Here is a 19700-nt window from a genome sequence, read left to right as displayed (position 1 = left end):
CCGGGGCCTTCCGAGTAAATCAGGCCGGCGCCAGTTCCACCGCCTTGGCCGCCGCCTTGCGCTGCTGCCGCGCCTTGATCCACACCTGCAGCGGCGCATCGACGAAACGCTCGAACAGCCAGGCGGCGACGACGCAGGCGGGCAGGGCCAGAGCCCAGGTCAGCCACAGTATCGAACCTTCGAAGCCGAGCTTGTCACCAACGGCGCGGGTCACGCCGAACCAGACCACGGCGGCCAGCTGGTTGGTCAGGAACAGCGAAAACGACAGCCGCCCGGCCAGGCTGGCCCAGCCCCAGCCCTTTGAGCCCGAGGCGCCGGCGGCGTAGATCAGCAGGCCCAGCAGGGCCAGGCTGGCGTGGTCGAAGCGGCCGGCCACCTGCAGGGCCAGAACCCCGACGCCGGCGAAGATCGCCAGGCCGTCGGCCCAATACGGGAAGAGGGGGCGCGGCGCGGCGCTCGCGGTCCCCAGCCGGGCGATCAGCATGCCGAGGATGAACAGCGGAACGCCGCGCACCAGGCCAAACCGCAGCGGCAGCTGGTGGGCGGGGATGCCGGTGATCGCCTTGGCCGCGTAGTCGACGACCAGGAAGATCGCCACGCCGACCGCCAGGGTGACCCAGGGCGAGGCGACCTTGGCGGTCAGCCGCCAGGCGGTCGGGAAGCCGGCATAGCAGACGATCAGGGCCGACAGCGTCCAGGTCGGCATGTTCCAGCCCGAGGGGCCGGGCACGAACCAAGCCTGAACCAGGAAGACCTGCGGCAGGAGCTGGCTCCACTGGAACCATTGCGGGTTTTGCGGGGCCAGGCCGATGGCGCCGGTGGCCAGCACGAAAGCCACGAACAAGGCCAGCATGACCAGGTGGGCCGGCCAGATGCGCAGGAGGCGGCGCTTGAGGAACTCCCCGGTTCCAACCCCCCCGCCTGAGCCTTTGGGGCCCAACACCCGCTCGCCATAGGTCCTGGCCAGCACATAACCCGACAGCATCAGGAAGAAGTCGGTGGCCAGGTAGCCGCGTCCAAAGGCCGGATGGATGGCGAACAGCGACACCGGGGCTCGCTCGGCCACGTGGTAGAGCACGATGAACAGGGCCGCGACGAACCGCAGGAGGTCCAGGGCGCCGCCACGGGCCAAGTCGCGGGATTGGCCCCGAGAACCGTTCTGGGACAGCGTTGCGGTCTGGGTCATGCGGCGGGCTCCTTCGGGGCTTCAGGAGCAAGGTCTAGGCCATCGCGGTTAAAGGTCCTCCCCTTGTGGGGGAGGCGGCCGAAGGCCGGTAGGGGGAGTGCTCGGAAGATTCAGCAAACTCCCCCCACCGTCGGCTACGCCGACACCTCCCCCAGAGGGGGAGGACCGGCTAGTCTGCCGCCGTTCTCCAGCTCCTCCGGATTCGCCCGTGCCCCAGATCGCCGTCGCCGACCTCACCGAAGACCAGGCCGTCGAGGAGCTGACGCGCCTGGCCGACGAGCTGGCGGGCCACGACCTGCGTTACCACCAGGAAGACGCCCCGGTCATTTCCGACGGCGAGTACGACGCCCTCAAGCGCCGCAACCTCGACATCGAGGACCGCTTCCCGCACCTGGTCCGCGACAACTCCCCGAGCTTGCGGGTCGGGGCGGCGCGGGCCGAGCAGTTCTCGGCCGTCGAGCACGGCGTGCCGATGCTCAGCCTCGACAACGCCTTCTCCAACGACGAGGCGACCGAGTTCGACGCCCGCATCCGCCGGTTTCTGCGGCTGGGAAGCGAGCCGGTGTTCTACACCGCCGAGCCGAAGATCGACGGGCTGTCGGCCTCGCTGCGCTACGAGAAGGGCGTGCTGGTCCAGGGGGCGACGCGGGGCGACGGCAAGGTGGGCGAGGACGTCACCGCCAACCTGCGGACCCTGGCCGACATCCCCCATCGCCTGAAAGGTTCCGGCTGGCCCGACGTCATCGAGGTACGCGGCGAGGTCTATGTCGAGCTGGAGGCCTTCGCCGCCTTCAACGCCGCCGCCCTCGAAGCCGGCCAGCGCACCTACGCCAACCCCCGCAACTTCGCGGCCGGCTCGCTGCGCCAGATCGACCCGAAGATCAGCGCCCAGCGGCCGCTGCGGTTCTTCGCCTATGCCTGGGGCCTGGTCAGCGCGCCGTTCGCCGCCGGCCAGTGGGAGGCGCTGGACAAGCTCGAGGACTGGGGCTTCGTCACCACCGCGCCGCCGGCCCGTCGGGTTCAGGACGCGCAAGGCCTGCTCGACGCCTATGCCGAGTTCGAGGTGCTGCGTCCCAAGCTGCCGTTCGACATCGACGGGGTGGTCTACAAGGTCGACGACCTGGAACAGCAGCGTCGCCTGGGCTTCGTGTCGCGCTCGCCGCGCTGGGCCGTCGCCCGCAAGTTCCCTGCCCAGCAGGCCCGCACGATCCTGGAGGCCATCGACCTGCAGGTGGGGCGCACTGGGGCGATCACCCCGGTGGCGCGGCTGAAGCCCGTGACGGTGGGCGGGGTGTCGGTGACCAACGCCACCCTGCACAACGCCGACGAGATCGCCCGCAAGGATGTCCGGGTCGGCGACACGGTGATCCTGCAACGGGCCGGCGACGTCATCCCGCAGATCGTCGGGCCGGTGCTGGACGAGCGGCCGGCGGACGCGGTCCCGTTCGAGTTCCCGACCCATTGCCCCTGTCCGCTGCACACGCCGCTGGTCCGCGAGACCACGGCGGCAGGGGCCGAGACGGTGGTGCGTCGGTGCAGCGGCGAGTTCGCCTGTCCGTTCCAGCGCATCGAGCACCTGCGCCACTTCGTCTCCCGCCGGGCCTTCGACATCGAGGGCCTGGGCGAGAAGCAACTGGCGGCCTTCTTCGAGGCCGGCTGGATCAAGGAGCCGGCCGACATCTTCAAGCTTGCCCGGGACGAGGAAAAGCTGACGGAGTTGCGGGAGCGCGACGGCTATGGCGAAACCTCGGTGGCCAACCTGGTCAAGGGCATCGAGGCGCGGCGGACCGTCGGCCTGGACCGGGTGATCTACGGCCTGGGCATGCGCGATATCGGCGAGACCACCTCGACCGTCCTGGCCCGCAACTTCGACCGCTTCGAGGACTTGCAGGCCTTGGCCGAGAAGGCGGCCGGCCAATTGCCCGGCGCGGTCTATCTGGAGTTGGCCGGAGCGGCCGGGGTTGGACCCAAGGCCCGCGACGAGCTGGTCGAGGCCGGGAAGGGGGGGCTGAAGTCCGATCCGTGGCCCGAGGCCGACAGCCTGGAGGTCAAGATCGGCCATGCCGTGCCCAAGCTCTCCAAACCGGCCAAGGCGGCCCTGACCGAACGCTACGGCGACTGGGACGCCTTCGCCCAGGCCCTGGTCGAGGCGGCCCAGGGCGCGCCGGGCGACGACTATCTGCAACTGGCGGCGGTCGACGGCGTCGGGCCGGTGGCGGCCCAGTCGATCGCCCGGTTCTTCGCCGAGGACCACAATCGCGAAAAGGTGGCCAACCTGGTCGAACAGCTCGACATCCAGGCGGTGGCCAAGCCCAAGACCGACACCGCCGTGGCCGGCAAGACCATCGTCTTCACCGGTTCGCTGGAGAAGATGACCCGCGACGAAGCCAAGGCCCAGGCCGAGGCCCTGGGCGCCAAGGTGGCCTCGTCGGTGTCGAAGAAGACCGACCTCGTGGTGGCCGGACCGGGGGCGGGGTCGAAGCTGAAGACCGCGACGGACCTGGGCATCCAGGTGATGACCGAGGACGAGTGGCTGGAGATGGTGGGCTGACGAACGTCCATCGCCGACGAACTTTCGAGGAGACTGCCCTTGCCCGTCGTGGCGATCGATTTCGAGACGGCCAACGAGCAGCGTTCGAGCCCCTGCGCCATCGGCCTGGCGTGGATCGAGGACGGCGTGATCACCCAGGTCGAGCATCACTACATCCGCCCGGCCGACATGCGGTTCTCGGGCTGGAACATCGCGGTCCACGGCATTCGGCCGGGCGATGTCGAGGACGCCGATGAGTTTCCCGCCGTGCTGTCGCGGCTCAAGGCCCGGATCGAGGGGGCCACGGTGATCGCCCACAACGCGGCGTTCGACATCAGCGTGATGCGGCGCACCTGCGAGCTCTACGGACTGCCGTTTCCGGAGTTCGACTACCTCTGCACCGTCCAGGTCGCCCGCAACACCTGGCCGGCCCTGCCGTCGGGCAAGCTGAACGCGGTCTGCGACTTCCTGGGCGTGGCGTTCAAGCACCACGACGCGGCGCAGGACGCCTTCGCCTGCGCCAGCGTCGCCCTGGCCGCGGTGCGGGAAACCCGGAGCTCGCACATCCGCGACCTTCCCGCGAAGCTGGGCATGGTGGCTGGCCGCCTGAACGTCAACAGCTACACGACCTGTTCGAGCCCCGCCGCTCGGAGGGGGCCGCGGAACTAGGCCCGAAACCAGGCGAGGGGTGTTCGAACCCGGCGAGCAATTCATGGCCGGTTCAGCCGAACGCGCGTTAGAACAGCACGAAGCTCTTGGGAGAGACGCCAGATGAAACTGCCCATCCTCGCCGCCGCCTTCGCCGTGGCCCTTTCCGCCCCGGCCCTGGCCCAGGACGCCACCGGGCTGTGGCAGACCGAGACCAATGGCGGCCAGGTCGAGATCAGCCGCTGCGGCAACAGCCTGTGCGGCAAGCTGGTGACCTCGAACCACATCCAGACCGATCCGACGGCCAAGGACCTCAAGAACAAGGACGCCAGCCTGCGCGCCCGTCCGCTGAAGAACATGCAGATGCTCTACGACTTCACCGGCGGCCCGACCAAGTGGAGCAGCGGCAAGGTCTATAACGCCGACGACGGCGGCACCTATTCGGGCACCATCATCCTGACCTCGCCCAACACGTTGAAGCTCAAGGGCTGCATCGTCGCGCCGATCTGCAAGACCCAGAACTGGACGCGGGTGAAGTAGGGGGCTCACGTCCTTGCCCCCTACGGGCCTTCGGCCGTCTTCCCCCAGAGGGGGAAGAGCCTAAGCGCGAAGGCTCCGCCCCCTCGCCGCTGACAGACCGCGAAGCGGTCAGGTGGGGGCAAGTGGGTGTGATCTCACGCGGAAACCCGCTGAGGGATTGGGGAGGGTCGCGAAGCGCCCGGGCTCCGCCCGGAGGATTTGCAGTTTTGAATACCGTTTCGACGAAGACGAGCGCTTCGCGCGGCCTGCGGACGAGAGCCTTCGGATCGCGGATTTTTAACCCGCTCCGATGGAGGCCCCCGGCGGGCGGAAGGCTAGCGAACCTTCCGGACCGTGTAGGCGATTTCAGCCCACACCTGCCGCGTCCGCCGATCCCTCGCCGCCAGGGCTTCGTCCCATGTTGCAGGGAACCTGCCCTGGACCGCCGCGAAGGCTGTCCCTTAAAGACCACCGGCGAGCGCTTCCCGCTCGACCACCCCCCACCGCCCGTCAGGTCGCCGGCCGACGTCCCTCCCCGTGCGCTGGGGTGAGCTCAGTATCGGGGCGCCCGGAAGGGGTGAGGACGAAATAGATCGAGAAACTTCAAGCCGTTGATTTCGTTGAGGACAGCGACATCTACGCTCGCATGGAGCCCTCTCCGGGGCGAGAGGGCGTCTATCCCGAAACGACCTCGTCGGCCGGGCAGTCCGGCAGCGTCAGCAGGTCCAGCGGCTCGTTGCGGTCATTGACCGTCTTCAGGTAACGACACCCGGTTCGACTGTTCAGGGCCTCGACCTTCACCGGCGCGTCGTCGCGCATCACGTAGAACTGCCACTTGCCGCTATCGAGCAGCTTGATCGCTTCCTTGATCGTCAGCTTCCAGGGCTTGGTCTTGCCGCCGCCGACATGGGTGATCCGCTCGTAGGGGCTGTGGCGCCCGTTCTGAGCGGCGCAGGTGATTTCGGCGCGTTTGATCATGGTCTTTTCTGAAGTCCGTACAGTAAGCGCAACAGCGCCCCCAACCTGGCGAGGGCTCGCCGGACTAGGGGCGGGGAAAGAGTTGCTCTGCCGGTGGAATGGCGCTGAGGTCAGCTTGTCGGCTGAGTATAGCAGGTTCTGGTCAATCTGTGGGGATGTATGACGATGAGGCGACAACGGACGAGTTGTTCCCTCTCGGCAACGAAGGTTTCACCCTGACGATCGACCCGCCATGACCTGGGCTACCCCGTCACCGTGTAGATCATGATGCCCGTCGCCACCGACAGGTTCAGGCTGTCGGCCCGGCCGCGCATCGGGATCTTGACGTTGACGTCGCAGGCCGCCGCCAGTTCGGGCGGCAGGCCCTGCTGCTCGTTGCCCATCAGGATCAGCGACGGCTTCACATAGTCTGCGTTCTTGTGATCGACCGTGGCGGTCAAGAGCGTGCCGATCACGCTGCCCGGCCAATCCTCGCGCCAGGCCAGGAACTCCTGGATGCTGGCCTTGGCGATCTTGACGGCGAAGATCGAGCCCATGGTCGCCCGCACGCCCTCGACCGAATAGGGGTCGACGCAGTCGCCGACCAGGATCACCCCGCCGCAACCGGCCGCGTCGGCCGTGCGGATCACGGTGCCCAGGTTGCCAGGGTCGCGCACGGCCTGCATGGCCACCCAGCACGGGGCGCTCTCGGGGACGATGGCCGACAGCGGCGTGTAGACCTGCTGGAACACCCCGACCACGGCTTGGGGATTGTCGCGGCGCGAGACCTTTTCGAGGATCTCGCGATTGACCTCGATGATCTCGCCGCCGGCCTTGAAGCAGGCCTGGGCGGCCTTCTGCAGCATCGGATGGTCGGCGGCGTCGGGGCCGTACATCAGGATCTTGGGGGCGTGGCCGCAGTCGATCGCCTCGATGACGATCTTCAGGCCTTCGGCCAGGAACAGGCCGCTGTCCTCGCGCTCCTTGCGCATGTGCAGGGCGCGGACGGCTTTCACCGTGCTGTTCGAAAGGGAGGTGACGGTCTTGGTCATGATCAGGCTCCCGCCGCGTTGTCGCAAGCCCAGCGCGCGAAGAACGACAGGCCGATCTGCCGGTCGCCCTTTTCCTCGACCAGCGATAGCTCGCCCCAGTCGATGACCCCGCCGCGCCCCTTCAGTTCCTGGGCCAGCAGGCCCGACATCGCCGCGCCCGAAACCCGGGCGGCATAGGCGTTCATCAGCAGGAACGAGGCGTCGAGGCTGAGGATCTGGGCGCAGTTCGCCGTGAGCTCGGCCAGGTCCTCGAACAGCCGCCAGACCTCGCCGTCGGCCCCGCGGCCGAATTTCGGGGGGTCCAGGATGATCCCGTCATATTGCGAGCCACGGCGCACCTCGCGGGCCACGAAGCGGCGGGCGTCCTCGACGATCCAGCGGATTGGCTTGTCGGACAGGCCGGCGAAGGCGGCGTTGTCGCGCGCGAAGCCGACCGATTTCTTGGAGGCGTCCACGTGGGTGACGGCCGCTCCGGCCGCGGCGCAGACCAGGCTGGCCACGCCGGTGTAGCCGAACAGGTTCAGGATCTTGGGCTGGCGGGTCTTGAAGGCCCGGACGCGGGCGTCCTGCCAGGCCCAGTTGGCGGCCTGTTCGGGGAAGAAGGCCAGGTGGCGGAACGGCGTGAACTGGCCGTGGAACCTGGCCTCGCCCCAGGCCAGCGGGAACTTCTCCAGCGGCTTGCCCTTGAAGCGCCAGCGGCCGGCCTCGTCCTCGTCGGTTGGGTCGAAGACGGCGTCGGCCTCGTCCCAGGCCTTGGCGGGCAGGCGCGGGGTCCAGAAGCACTGCGGCTCGGGCCGCACCACGGTGTAGCGGCCGTAGCGCTCCAGCTTCCTGCCATGGCCGCTGTCGAGCAGGGCGTAGTCGGCCCAACCGGTGGTGCGCATGACGAGGGGGGCGGGGGCGACGGTCGGATCCATGACCCCGCCAATACGCGCTCAGGGCAAGCCCCGTCCAGTCTGGGGCGAGGCGGGGGACGAGGTTTTGGACGGGGTGCGGGGCTGGTGCGGGGTCTTGTCCCAATGGAAAGGGGCGACCACGAACTGCACGGCGGCGTTGGCGGCGGCCAAGCTTTGCAGCGGCCAGTACAGCATCGCGCCGAACAACGGCAGGAGACGCGGCTTGGCGCCGGCCCGCTCCAGGCCGCGCGCCCCGGCGATCGCGGCGCAGGACCAGCCGAACGACAGGACCACGAAGTCTCCGCCGTCGATCAGCCCTTGGACGCCCAGCAAGGCCCCGACGACCTTGGCCAGCAACCAGAAGAACAGCGGCCCATGCAGATGGGACGAGGCCACCGACAGGACCAGGGTCAGGACCAGCGAGGTCAGGCCGCGCGGGCTCCGGGCCGCCGGTCCGCGCAGATGCACCGCCAGAGTCTGGATATGACCCTTCACCCAGCGGGCGCGTTGCGGGAACCATGGGCCCAGGCGCGGCGGCGTTTCGAAGGTGGGCGAGGCGATGACGCCCAGCCGGTAGTCCCGGGTGGCCAGCCGAAAACCGATGTCGGCGTCCTCGGTGACGTTGTAGGCGTCCCACCCGGCGATGGCGCGCAGGGCTTCCGCGCGGAAGTGGTTGCTGGTGCCGCCTAGTGGGAAGGGCAGGCCCCAGCGGGCCAAAGCGGGTTGCAGCACCTCGAACTGCACGGCGTATTCCAGGGCGAACTGTTCGCCGATGAACCGCCGGTCGGCCTCGATGCGCAGCGGGGCCTGCAGGCAGGCCAGCTCTGGCCCCTCGGCGGCGAAGCGGGCGGCGGCCTCGCGCAGTTGACCGGGGTGGGGCGCGTCCTCGGCGTCGTAGATCACCACCAGTTGCCCGCGCGCCCGCTCCAGGGCGTGGTTGCAGGCGCGGGGCTTGGTCTGGGGCGAGCCGGGCGGCACGATCAGCACCTGGACGAAGGTCGGCAGGGGCAGGGCCTGGAAGGCGGCCTGGGTCTCGTGGTCCTTGGCCTCCAGCGCGATCAACACCTGCAGGCGGTCGCGCGGATAATCCAGGCGCGACAGGTTCTCGACCAGTTCGGCCGCCACCGCCGCCTCGCGGAACAGCGGGCAGATCACGGTGTAGACGGGCAGGTCCGCATCGTCCGGCGATGGCGGGACGACGGCCAGGCGCGGCGTGCAGGCCGCCGCCAGCTTGACCACGGCGCTCAGCATGAAGCCGGTCATGAACAGCCAGTGGAAGGTCTCGGTCAGCAGGGCCGGACGCGTCGCCGCCAGGGTCATGACCAGGGCCGCCAGGAGGATCAGCACCACCGCCTGGGCTGGCGACAGGCGTCTGTGCGCTCCATCGGGCAAGAGCGGCGCGGGCCCGCCCGGCGCCAGTATCGATGGGCGCGCGCGCCAGGCGCGACCTTGCTGGTCTCGTTCCTCCCGCGCCATCGCTCCCCCGTCGCGCTTGCGGATATCCAGCGCGCAGATAGCGAATCTTCAACCATGGAGTGTCAAACGTAAAAACACGCGTTTCACGTATTTCGTCGACAGTTGCGACGTTTGTGTGATTCCCGTTTAGTGTCGGGTTCGGGGACTAGGTAAGGGGAACGCCAGATCGTGACGATCGCGTTGAAGAAGCCGCACAAGTCGGCGCGCAAGCCCAAGGGCGACGGGCACCTGCGCCGCGGAGAGATTCTGGCCGCCGCCGAGAAGATCTTCATCGCCGAAGGCTATGCCGGGGCGACGATCCGCAAGATCGCCGATGCCGTGGGGGTGTCGTCGACGGCCCTCTACATGCACTTTCGCGACAAGGATCAGATCCTGCTGGAGATCAGCGACGACGCGATCGGCCAGCTGCTGGCGGTCAATGTCGACATCGCCCACCGGCCGATCGACGCGGTGTCGCGGGTGCGGCTGATGCTGGAAGCCTATATGCGCTTCGCCCTGGAGAACCCCAACACCTACCAACTGGTGTTCTGCGGTTCGCGCGACGTGATCTCCAAGGAGAAGCAGGCCGCCACCGCCGAGCTGGGCGATCGCTGCTTCGAGGAGTTCAGCGGCCCGATCCACGAGATCGCCGCCGCCGGGCGCCTGCGCACGGGCTCGGGCGAGAGCGCGGCCCAGGTGCTGTGGGCCGCCTGCCATGGCCTGGTGGCCCTGCTGATCACCATACCCGACCGCAACTGGGCGCCGCGCGAGGAGCTGATGACCGTCATGCTCGATGGCCTGCTGCACGGCCTGGTCACGGACTAGAGCGATGCGCGTCGGCTTGGTCGCCCTGTTCGCCGGCGGCCTTATGGGGTTGGCGGGGCCCGCCGCGGCCCAGCGGGTGATGTCGCTCGACTCCTGCGCCGACCAGTACGTGCTGGCCCTGGCCCCGCGCGCGGCGGTGGTTGGCCTGTCACCGCGCGCCGATGCGCCGGACTCCTTCCTAAGGGCCAGGGCCGAGGGCTTGCCGCAACGGCGGACGACGATCGAGGCGGTGCTGGGCGCGCGGCCCGACGTCGTGGTGCGCCAGTGGGGCGGCGACGCCCGGCTGACGGCGGCCCTGCAACGGCGGGGGATCCGTACCGTCAGCCTGGGCGACGCCACCGACTTCGACGGCGTGCGCGCCAATGTCCGTCAGGTGGCCGTGGCGCTGAACCGCCAGGCGGCGGGCGAGGTCTTGCTGGCCGAAATGGATGGCAAGCTGGCGCGGGCGGCTGGGGCGGGGCGGGGTCGGAGCGCCTTCTATCTGACGCCGGGCGGCTATACGGCCGGGTCCAGCACCATGATCGACGCGATGCTGCGGGCCGCCGGCTTCGCCAACGCCGCCGCCCAGCCCTATTTTTCGCCCGCGCCGCTGGAGGCGCTGGTGCTGGCCCCGCCCAAGGCGGTGGTGCTGGGCTTTTTCGACCTGACCCGGGCCGGCGCGGACCGCTGGGGTCCTGGACGGCACGCGGCGCTGCGCCAGGCGACCCGGGGCCGGGTGATCGCCTCGCTGCCCGGCGCCATGCTGGGCTGCTCGGCCTGGTTCGCCGCCGACGGGGCGCAGGTCCTGGCCAAGGCGACGCGGCCATGAGCGCGCGGCGTCTGGAACTCCTGCTGCTGCTGGCCCTGGTCGTGGTCGCCGTGGTGGCCGTGAGCCTGGGCGAAAGCCCGCTGAGCTTGGCCCAGTACCATCAGGCCCTGAGCGATCCGGGCTCGCCGCCCGGTGAGGTGCTGTGGACCATCCGTCTGCCGCGCGTGGTGATGGCCGCCCTGATCGGCGCGGGTCTGGGCCTGGCCGGGGCGGCGATGCAGGGGCTGCTGCGCAATCCGCTGGCCGAGCCGGGCGTGCTGGGCGTCTCGGCCACGGCCGGGCTGGGGGCGTCGCTGGCGATCGCCGGCGGCCTGGCGGCGCTGCCCGGCGCGGTCGAGGTCAGCGCCCTGGCCGGGGCCTTGCTGGCCGGCGCGGTCGTCGTCGGCCTGGCGGCGCGGTTCCGCGAGCCCGAGGTGCTGATCCTGTTCGGCGTGGCGTTGTCGGCCTTCGCCGGGGCGCTGACCGCCCTGGTGTTCAACCTGTCGCCGTCGCCGGTGGCCATGGCCGAGGTCCTGGCCTGGCTGATGGGCTCGGTCGAGAACCGCGATTTCACCGACATCCTGCGCGCCCTGCCGCCGATGGCGGTGGGGGCGGGGCTGTGTCTCTACGCCGCCCAGGGCCTGCGGATGCTGACCCTGGGCGAGGAGGCGGCCCAGATGTCTGGCCTGCCGATGGCCCGGCTGCGGGTGGCGGCGGTGGCCGGCTCGGCGCTGCTGGCCGGCGCTTCCGTGGCCGCCGCTGGCGTCATCGGCTTCGTCGGCCTGGCCGCGCCGCACCTAGTGCGAGCGGCCGCGCGCGACGATCCGGGCAAGATCCTGCGGCCTTCCGCCCTGGCTGGCGCGCTGCTGCTGGTCGCCGCCGACCTGGCCGCCCGGCTGATCCCGACCGAGCAGGAACTGAAGCTGGGCGTGGTCACCGCCCTGTTCGGCGCGCCGGTCTTCGCCTTGCTGGCCTGGCGCGCGGCGCGGAGTTGGCGGTCGTGACCGCCGCCTGGACCATCGAGGGCGCGAAGGCCCGGCGCGGCAAGGCCCTGGTGCTGGACGGCGCCGGCCTGAGCGTCGCGCCCGGCGAGGTGCTGGGCGTGGTCGGACCCAACGGCGCGGGCAAGACCAGCCTGCTGCGGGCGGGCCTGGGCCTGATGCCGCTGGAGACCGGGCGGGCGCTGCTAGGCGGCCGCGCGATCGGCGGCCTCAACCCGATCGAGCGGGCGCGGCTGGTCGGCTATCTGCCGCAGGAGCGCCGCCTGGCCTGGAACCTGCCGGCCCTCGACGTCGCCGCCCTGGGCGCGCCGGACCTGCCGCCGGGCGAGGCCCTGGCGGTGGCCCGCGAGCGCCTGACGCGGGTGGGGATGTCCCATCTGGCCGAGCGCGGCGTGCTCGACATGTCGGGCGGCGAGCGGGCGAGGGTGCTGCTGGCCCGGCTGCTGGCCACCCGCGCGCCGCTGCTGGTCGCCGACGAGCCGGTGGCGGGCCTGGACCCCGACGCCCAACTGCTGACCTTGGACCTGCTGCGCGCGCAGGCGTCGGCCGGGGCGGCGGTGGTGGTGACGCTGCACGACCTGGGCCTGGCGGCGCGGGCCTGCGACCGGGTGCTGGTGCTTGATCACGGCCGCGTCGCGGCCGACGGCGCGCCGCTGGAGGCGCTGTCGCCGACCGTGTTGGCCGACGTGTTCCGGCTGGACGGGGCGCTGGTCGAGACGCCGGCGGGGCTGGTGGTCGCCGCGCGAAGAACCCTCTCCCAGAGGGAGAGGGAGGGGCCCACGCCGTAGGCGTGGGAGGGTGAGGGGTTACGCTGTTTCAGATCCGGGCAGGGCATTGGGGATCGGCGGTTGGCGTCTAAACCCCTCACCCTCCCACCGCTACGCGGCGGGCCCCTCCCTCTCCCTCTGGGAGAGGGTCTCTTTGAAAGCTAGATCAGCGCGTCCCCGGCCTGTAGCCGCCGATCGGGATCGCCGGGGTCGAGGGCGCCGTCGTCCCTCCGATCGTCCCGCCGATGGGGCCGGACGGGATGGTCGCGTAGCTGTATCCGCCCCGTTTCAGGTCCGTCGACAGCGTCAGGGGCGCGACATTGCCGTTCAGGCGCGCGCGGTAGACCATCGTCGTCTCCAGCGTCCGCATCACGTAGTTGCGGGTTTCGGAGAACGGGATGCATTCGATGAAGTCGAGCGGGTCCGTGGTCGCGCCGCGCGGGTCGCCGCACAGGGCGGTCCATTGCGGCGGGCGGCTGGGGCCGGCGTTATAGGCGGCGGCGGCCATGATGTAGGAGCCGCTGAAATTGCTGACCATGCTGCCCAGGTAGGTCGAGCCCAGGCGCATGTTGTAGGACGGGTCCGACAGGCGGTCGACGCTGTGGGCTTCGCCCAGCTGGCGGGCCACGCTGGCGGCGGTGGCCGGCATCAGCTGCATCATGCCGCGCGCGCCCGGAGACGAGCGGGCGTTGGGGTCGAAATTGCTCTCCTGGCGCGAGATCGAATAGACGAAGGCCGTCTCGGCCGCGCCCGGTCCCGGCGTGAAATGGTGGTCCAGCAGCGGATAGCCGCGCTCGGCCAGGATGAAGCCGCGCTGGGCCGCGGTGCGCACGGCGCGCATGGCCAGGTCCTGGTCGCCATAGTTCCGAGCCAGGTCGACCAGCAGGGCCTCTTCTTCCGCGGAGGGAAGTTGGTCGTCGATATAGAGCACGAAGGCCCTGAACGCGTCGCGGGCCCCGATCCCGGCCAGGACGCGGGCGGCGCGCACCAGTTCGCGGCCTTCGAAGCGGGCGCGGTCGGCCTGGGTGACCACCGGGTCCTTGTCGAGGCGGATCTCCGTGATCCCGGCCTTCTCGGCGGCCAGCTGGCCGTAGAAGGTGGTGATGTAGCGCGCGCCGTCCGAATAGAAGGTCTTGGCGGCGATCTGGTCGCCCTGCGCCTCGGCCGCCCGGCCCTGCCAGTAGAGCGCCCGGCCGCGGGTGATCGGCGAGGCGCCGATCTCGGCGATGCGGGCGAAGTGACGGGCGGCGGCGTCGGGGTTCTTCAATCGGCTCAGGGCGATCCAGCCGGCGTAGAACTCGGCCTCGGCCGCGTCGGGCCCGGCTTTCAGCCCGGCGTTGGCCGCGGCGTAGGCGCCGGCGCTGTCGCCGTTCTTCAGGGCCCCGACCACCAGGGCGCGACGCTCGCGCCAGACGGCGGCGGCCGCCTCGTCGGTCGGCGGCGGCGAGGGGAACAGGCGCACCAGCGGCAGGGCCAGGGTGTCCAGGCCCTTGCGGCGCAGATAGGCCGCGCGTTCGAAGGCCACGCCCGGCGAGGCCTGCTGGGCGGGCGTCAGGGCGGCGAACAGGTCGTTGGCGTTGGTCGCGTTCGAGCGCAGGCCCAGGCGCGCCTGGGCGGGCGCCTGCTGGTCGTAGGGCAGCAGGGCCACCGCGTCGCGGGCGGCGGGGCCCTGGGCCCCGTACAGCAGGATGTCGGCGCGGCGGGTGATGTCGTCGGCGGTCAGCAGCGTCCCGAACCGCGCGTACATGCCGCGTTGGGCGTCCAGCTCGAACACCTGGTCGCGCCAGAAGCGGCGAATCAGGGTGGTGGCGTCGCCGGCGCGGCCGGCGGCCTGGTAGGCCGCCGCCAGGGCCATGGCCCCTTCGGCGGTCTTGGGGTCGGCGCCGCCGAACCAGGCGATGGTCCGCTGGGCGTCGAGGCCGGAGGTGGGCAGGGCCTTTTCCGCCGCGGCGTCGCGACGGCCGCCGCGCGGCCAGCCCGACAGGTCGCGGCGCGCCTGGTCCAGCTCGAAGAAGCTCATGGTCTCGGCGCCGGCGTCGACCAGGGCCCACAGGGCGATCTTGCGCGACAGCGGGTCCTGGATGCCGCTCATCGCCATGCGGATGGTGGAGGGGTCGCGGCTGGTCACCGCGATGCGCAGGTTGCCGGCGTCGGCCTCGGCGGGCGTGGCGTAGCTGGCGATCGGCGGGGTGGTGATCAGGCCACGCGGCGTGGCCGAGCCGGTATAGGGCTGCGGCGCGCGGGGCAGGTCGGCGACATCCTCCTGGGCGACCGCCACCCCGAAGGCCACGATCCCCAAAGCCGTGATGGCGCCGGCGCCGCCCAGCAACACCTTACCCAACCCTGACGCCAAAACCTTGTCTCCCAAACCTCCCGGCTCTCGCGGAGCGGGGCTATGTCCTTTTCGAGGGGGGACGGGGCCGATTTACGGCGATCATCGTCCTTCCCAGCACCTATAGACCGCTTCGCCGAGGATTGACCCCCTCGGAAACGTCACCAAATGACATCAGAGGACGACGGAGCAGTTGCGGGACGCCGCGACCAAGATATTGTCCGCCCCCATTCTCCAGCCGCAACCGTCGCGGCGCGTTTCTCACGGCAAATTGCAAGTCATGGCTCATTCTCCGTTCAAGGGCGTCATTCCGGCGCTGGTCACGCCCTTCCGCAACGGCGCGGTGGATGAGAAAACCTTCGTGGCCCTGGTCGAGCGCCAGATCGCCGGCGGCGTCCACGGCCTGGTGCCGGTGGGCACCACGGGCGAGACCGCCACCCTGTCGCATGACGAGCACAAGCGCGTCGTCGAGCTGTGCGTGCAGACCGCGCGCGGCCGCGTGCCGGTGATCGCCGGGGCGGGCTCCAACTCGACCGCCGAGGCCATCGAACTGGTCGCCCACGCCAAGGCGGTCGGCGCCGACGCGGCCCTGGTTGTGACGCCCTACTATGTGCGCCCCAGCCAGGAGGGCATGTACCAGCACTACAAGGCGATCAACGACGCCGTGCAGCTTCCGGTGCTGGTCTACAACGTGCCGGGCCGCACCGGCAGCGACATCAGCAACGAGACCCTGGCCCGCCTGGCCAAGCTGCCCAACATCGTCGGCATCAAGGACGCCACCGGCGACATGACCCGGGCCAGCATGCAGCGGATCCTGTGCGGCCCCGATTGGGTGATGCTGTCGGGCGACGATCCCACCGCGCTCGGCTACGTGGCGCACGGCGGCCACGGGGTGATCTCGGTGACCTCCAACGTCGCGCCCGACGCCTGCGCCACCTTCATCAACGCCTGCCTGGGCGGCGAGTGGGAGACCGCGCTCTATTGGCAGGACCGCCTGGTGCGGCTGCACAGGGCGCTGTTCCTCGACGCCTCGCCGTCGCCGACCAAGTTCGCCATGGCGCGCCTGGGCCTGTGCGAGGCCGACACGCGTCTGCCGATCTCGCCGTGTAGCGACGCGGTGAAGCCGGAGATCCTCGAGGCCATGCACGAGGCTGGTCTGGTCTGATGACCAAGCCGATCGCCGAGAACCGCCGCGCGCGGTACGACTATTTCATCGAGGAGACCTTCGAGGCCGGCATCATGCTGACCGGCACCGAGGTCAAGTCGTTGCGCGTGGGGCGGGCCAATATCGCCGAGTCCTACGCCTCGGTCGAAGGGCGCGAGATCAAGCTGATCAACGCCGACATTCCGCCCTACGGCCAGGCCAACCGCTTCAACCACGAGCCGCGCCGCCACCGGAAGCTGCTGCTGCACCGCAAGCAGATCGACAAGCTGATCGGCGCGGTGCAGCGCGACGGCCGCACGCTGATCCCGCTGAAGATCTATTTCAACGAGAAGGGCCTGGTGAAGCTCGAGGTCGGCCTGGCCAAGGGCAAGAAGAACCACGACAAGCGCGAAACCGAAGCCGCCCGCGACTGGCAGCGCGACAAGGCGCGGCTGATGAAGGGCGACCGGTCGGACTAGAATTCCTCCCCCTATGGGGGAGGTGGCGCGAAGCGCCGGAGGGGGGAGTGATCCCACCTCGGCAGGTTCCCCCCACCGATCGCTACGCGATCGCCTCCCCCACAGGGGGAGGACTTTTGTCTAAGGCCGCACCGCCGTCGGCCTGGCCGCGACCAGTTCCACCTCCAGCAACAGGTCCGGACGGACCAGGCCGGCGACGCCGACCGCCGTGCTGGCCGGCGGCGGGGCCTTGCCGATGAAGTCGCCATACGCCTTGCGATAGGCGGGCAGGGTGGTTTGGATGTCGACCAGGAAGGCGCGGACCTGGATCACGTCGGCGGGCGTCAGGCCACGCGCGGCCAGGGCCGTGCGCAGGTTGGCGAACACGGCGTCGGCCTGGGCCCGCGGGTCCTTGGGCGCGGAGCCGTCCGGGCCCTGGGCGGTGAGGCCCGACACGAAGACCAGGGTCGTCCCGGCCGGGACCTCGATCACATTGGTGAAGCGCGGGCTGGTGAACAGTCCAGGCGGGTTGTCGCGGATGACGGCGGTCTGGGCCGCCGCCTGGCCGCCCCACAGCGCCAGGACTCCGGCGGTGATCGTCAGGATGGTCTTCATCGTCGTCTCCCGTTGGCGTCAGGGCCCTGTCGCCATCCAGATCACATGCCGCGCGCCGCGTCCCTTGTGGGCGCGCACGCCGACCTCCTCGACCGCGTAGCCGGCCTGCTTCAATCGCCGGGTGAAGGCGCTGTCCCGCGTCGAGGACCAGACCTCCAGCACGCCGCCGGGGCGCAGGGCCCGCTTGGCCGCCGCCAGCCCGCCCGGGCTATATAACCCGTCGTTCTCCTTGCGGCTGAGGCCGCCGGGGCCGTTGTCGACGTCGAGCAGGATGGCGTCGAAGGCGCCGTCGCCCGCGCGGATCAGCTCGCCCACGTCGCCCTCATGGATCCGGGCGCGGGGGTCTGACAGGCTGTCGCCGTAGAGGCCGCCGAGCGGGCCGCGCGCCCAGGCGACCACGGCGGGGACCAGTTCGGCGACGACGATCTCCGCGTCCGGGCCGAACACGGCCAGGGCGGCGCGCAGGGTGAAGCCCATGCCCAGGCCGCCGATCAGCACCCGCGCCTTGGGCCGGCCGCCGATGCGTTCGAAGGCCAGGGTGGCCAAGGCCTCTTCCGACCCGCTGAGGCGGCTGTTCATCAGCTCGATTCCGCCGGTCATGATCGAATATTCGGTCCCGCGCCGCATCAGCCGCAGCTCGTCGCCGTCGCCGGGAACCTGGGCGGTGTCGAGATGCTGCCAGGGGATCATGGGGATTGCTCAAGCCATCGGAGCCAGACGCGCTATCACATCACCGTGCGTCCTTCGAGGCCCGCTGGCGCGGGCGCCTCAGGATGAGGAACGCTGTTGCTGAGCGCCTCATCCTGAGGTGCGAGCCCATGGCGAGCCTCGAAGGACGCACGACGCTTGACGCAAGGGCCTCTCGGCGCGACCTTCAAGCTAACAACGATAACCTAGGAAGGATCCGCTCATGGCCGACGGTGCATCGCCCATCGCCACGTCGCTCAAGGACAAGGTCAGCGAGGCCGAGTGGAAGGCCCGCGTCGATCTGGCCGCGCTCTATCGCCTGGTCGCCGTCCACGGCTGGGACGACATGATCTTCACCCACATCTCGGCCCGTATCCCGGGGCCCGAGCACCACTTCCTGATCAATCCCTACGGCATGTTCTTCGGCGAGATGACCGCCTCGATGCTGGTCAAGGTCGATCTGGACGGCAATGTCATCGACAAGACGCCGTACTTCATCAATCCGGCGGGGTTCACGATCCATTCGGCGATCCACGCCGCCCGCGAAGACGCCCATTTCGTCATGCACCTGCACACCGACCAGGGCGTGGGGGTGTCGGCCAACAAGGATGGGCTGCTGCCGCTGTCGCAGCACGCATTAATCGTCTTGCCACAGCTCTCCTATCACGACTATGAAGGTATAGCGCTCAACCTTGACGAAAGAGAACGGCTGGTGGCCGACCTCGGTGAGAAGAAGCTGATGATGTTGCGCAACCACGGCACCCTGTCGGTGGGAGCGACGGCGGCCGAGTGCTGGCTGGGGATGTTCTTCCTCGAGCGCGCTTGCGCCCAACAGGTGATGGCGCTCAGCGCCGGCCGCGACAACGTGCTGGAGGCGCCGGAGGCCGCCCAGGCCGAGGTCCGCAGCCAGACCGGCATGGGCATGGGCATGATCTCCGGCCTGGCCTGGCCCGGTTGCCTGCGCCAGCTCGACCGGGAGTCCCCCGGCTACGCGGATTGACGCCGAAACGGCGAAAACGATGGGCCGCCGCGATCCCCGGGGTCGCGGCGGCTTTCTTTTGCGCGCAGTCCGCCTGGGCCGGGGCCTGGCCGATGAAGGACGGGGAAGGGCTGGCCATCCTCAAATACGAGGACCAGCGGGCCGACGAAGGCTTTGATCCGGATGGCGTGCGCGTCGCCATCGACCGTCGGCGGGACCAGAACCTCTCGGTCTACAGCGAATACGGCCTGAGCGATCGCCTGACCCTGCAGGCCAAGGCCGGCGTGACGCGCGGCCACGACCGTTTCGTCGCCTATGACGGGCGCGGGCCGATCGAACTGGGCCTGCGCTACGCTCTGCTGCATACGGATCGATCAGCGGTCAGCCTTTATCTGGGCGCCGCCAAGGACGGGGTGGGGCGCAATGCGGGCTACGCGGCGCCCGGCCGGGGCGACACCGACCTCGAAGCGCGGCTGCTGGCGGGGACCTCGCGGGAGTGGCGCGGCCGGCATGTCTTCGGTGAAATCCAGGTCGCGCGGCTGAAACGTGGCGGCCTGGCCGACGAGACCCGGGCCGACCTCACCCTGGGCCTCCGTCCCGCCAAACCTTGGCTGTTGCTGGCCCAGGCCTATGCCGGCAAGGCGGAATCCAAGCCGGTCGGATCGCGCTGGATGAAGGCCGAACTGTCGGTGGTGCGCGATCTGGGGGACTGGAGTTTCCAGGTCGGATGGCGTCAGGCGCTGTCGGGTCGCGAAACCCCCGCGGACCAGGGCGGCGTCGTCGCGGCGTGGCGCCGGTTCTGACTGTGTCAAAACCGTAATATTCGGTCATCCGTGTGTCACTGGACGTGGGTTAGGGCAGG

19 protein-coding genes are annotated in these 19700 nt (G+C 70.0%); 11 read left to right on the top strand and 8 right to left on the bottom strand.

Annotated features, from left to right (window positions below; translation table 11 throughout):
- Window positions 1–19: 19 nt before the first annotated feature.
- Window positions 20–1186, bottom strand: a complete 1167-nt coding sequence (locus ASD79_RS15870; RefSeq protein WP_056723334.1) for an acyltransferase — start codon at window positions 1184–1186, stop codon at window positions 20–22.
- Between the two features lie 208 nt (window positions 1187–1394).
- Between ASD79_RS15870 and ligA the strand changes: the two genes are divergently transcribed.
- The 3 genes from ligA to ASD79_RS15855 all read left to right on the top strand — a co-directional run bounded on the left by ligA (window position 1395) and on the right by ASD79_RS15855 (window position 4904).
- The gene (gene ligA, locus ASD79_RS15865; protein WP_056723332.1) at window positions 1395–3737 is read left to right on the top strand and encodes an NAD-dependent DNA ligase LigA; all 2343 of its coding nucleotides are present in this window, start codon (window positions 1395–1397) and stop codon (window positions 3735–3737) included.
- 39 nt (window positions 3738–3776) lie between these two features.
- Window positions 3777–4385: a 3'-5' exonuclease gene (locus ASD79_RS15860; protein ID WP_056723329.1), complete on the top strand. Its 609-nt coding sequence runs from the start codon at window positions 3777–3779 to the stop codon at window positions 4383–4385.
- A 102-nt stretch (window positions 4386–4487) separates the two neighbouring features.
- Window positions 4488–4904 (top strand): DUF2147 domain-containing protein, encoded by a 417-nt coding sequence (locus tag ASD79_RS15855; protein WP_056723327.1) that lies wholly within the window; start codon window positions 4488–4490, stop codon window positions 4902–4904.
- A gap of 654 nt (window positions 4905–5558) precedes the next feature.
- Here the strand turns inward: ASD79_RS15855 and ASD79_RS15850 are convergent.
- From ASD79_RS15850 to ASD79_RS15835, 4 genes are all read right to left on the bottom strand, one after another.
- Entirely contained in the window at window positions 5559–5861 is a 303-nt protein-coding gene (locus tag ASD79_RS15850) for a DUF3892 domain-containing protein (protein ID WP_056723324.1), read from the bottom strand.
- 242 nt (window positions 5862–6103) lie between these two features.
- Window positions 6104–6895: an RNA methyltransferase gene (locus tag ASD79_RS15845; protein WP_056724058.1), complete on the bottom strand. Its 792-nt coding sequence runs from the start codon at window positions 6893–6895 to the stop codon at window positions 6104–6106.
- Complete coding sequence (locus ASD79_RS15840) at window positions 6895–7809, bottom strand: class I SAM-dependent methyltransferase (RefSeq protein WP_056723321.1); 915 nt, start codon at window positions 7807–7809, stop codon at window positions 6895–6897. The genes ASD79_RS15845 and ASD79_RS15840 overlap by 1 nt, the downstream gene beginning before the upstream one ends.
- A gap of 18 nt (window positions 7810–7827) precedes the next feature.
- Entirely contained in the window at window positions 7828–9180 is a 1353-nt protein-coding gene (locus ASD79_RS15835) for a glycosyltransferase (protein WP_235524481.1), read from the bottom strand.
- Between the two features lie 252 nt (window positions 9181–9432).
- Between ASD79_RS15835 and ASD79_RS15830 the strand changes: the two genes are divergently transcribed.
- The 4 genes from ASD79_RS15830 to ASD79_RS15815 are packed head-to-tail and all read left to right on the top strand — an operon-like array spanning window position 9433 to window position 12644.
- A complete protein-coding gene (locus ASD79_RS15830) occupies window positions 9433–10068 on the top strand; it encodes a TetR/AcrR family transcriptional regulator (protein ID WP_056723318.1) in 636 nt (211 codons plus the stop codon).
- Window positions 10069–10072: 4 nt separating this feature from the next.
- Window positions 10073–10876 (top strand): ABC transporter substrate-binding protein, encoded by an 804-nt coding sequence (locus tag ASD79_RS15825; RefSeq protein WP_056723316.1) that lies wholly within the window; start codon window positions 10073–10075, stop codon window positions 10874–10876.
- Window positions 10816–11859: an iron ABC transporter permease gene (locus tag ASD79_RS15820; protein WP_056724056.1), complete on the top strand. Its 1044-nt coding sequence runs from the start codon at window positions 10816–10818 to the stop codon at window positions 11857–11859. The genes ASD79_RS15825 and ASD79_RS15820 overlap by 61 nt, the downstream gene beginning before the upstream one ends.
- Window positions 11856–12644 carry an ABC transporter ATP-binding protein gene (locus ASD79_RS15815; protein WP_056724054.1) on the top strand — a complete coding sequence of 263 codons (789 nt, stop codon included), beginning with the start codon at window positions 11856–11858 and terminating at the stop codon, window positions 12642–12644. The genes ASD79_RS15820 and ASD79_RS15815 overlap by 4 nt, the downstream gene beginning before the upstream one ends.
- A 145-nt stretch (window positions 12645–12789) precedes the next feature.
- Here the strand turns inward: ASD79_RS15815 and ASD79_RS15810 are convergent, their stop codons facing one another.
- Window positions 12790–14976: a lytic transglycosylase domain-containing protein gene (locus ASD79_RS15810; protein ID WP_056723313.1), complete on the bottom strand. Its 2187-nt coding sequence runs from the start codon at window positions 14974–14976 to the stop codon at window positions 12790–12792.
- A gap of 259 nt (window positions 14977–15235) precedes the next feature.
- On the opposite strand from ASD79_RS15810, the gene dapA reads away from it, so the two are divergent.
- The gene (gene dapA / locus ASD79_RS15805; RefSeq protein ID WP_056723311.1) at window positions 15236–16120 is read left to right on the top strand and encodes a 4-hydroxy-tetrahydrodipicolinate synthase; all 885 of its coding nucleotides are present in this window, start codon (window positions 15236–15238) and stop codon (window positions 16118–16120) included.
- Window positions 16120–16578 (top strand): SsrA-binding protein SmpB, encoded by a 459-nt coding sequence (gene smpB / locus ASD79_RS15800; RefSeq protein ID WP_007674185.1) that lies wholly within the window; start codon window positions 16120–16122, stop codon window positions 16576–16578. The genes dapA and smpB overlap by 1 nt, the downstream gene beginning before the upstream one ends.
- A 120-nt stretch (window positions 16579–16698) precedes the next feature.
- Here smpB and ASD79_RS15795 read toward each other — a convergent pair whose 3' ends face one another.
- Both ASD79_RS15795 and ASD79_RS15790 read right to left on the bottom strand, forming a co-directional pair.
- A complete protein-coding gene (locus tag ASD79_RS15795) occupies window positions 16699–17172 on the bottom strand; it encodes a RidA family protein (RefSeq protein ID WP_082584985.1) in 474 nt (157 codons plus the stop codon).
- Window positions 17173–17190: 18 nt separating this feature from the next.
- A complete protein-coding gene (locus tag ASD79_RS15790; protein WP_056723309.1) occupies window positions 17191–17862 on the bottom strand; it encodes a spermidine synthase in 672 nt (223 codons plus the stop codon).
- 220 nt (window positions 17863–18082) lie between these two features.
- Between ASD79_RS15790 and ASD79_RS15785 the strand changes: the two genes are divergently transcribed.
- Window positions 18083–18859, top strand: a complete 777-nt coding sequence (locus ASD79_RS15785) for a class II aldolase/adducin family protein (protein ID WP_056723306.1) — start codon at window positions 18083–18085, stop codon at window positions 18857–18859.
- Between the two features lie 92 nt (window positions 18860–18951).
- Entirely contained in the window at window positions 18952–19641 is a 690-nt protein-coding gene (locus tag ASD79_RS15780) for a hypothetical protein (protein WP_056723303.1), read from the top strand.
- Window positions 19642–19700: the final 59 nt, after the last annotated feature.

The sequence above is a fragment of the Caulobacter sp. Root655 genome, from assembly GCF_001427665.1.
GTDB lineage: Bacteria > Pseudomonadota > Alphaproteobacteria > Caulobacterales > Caulobacteraceae > Caulobacter.
This window is presented reverse-complemented; position numbering and strand designations above follow the sequence as displayed.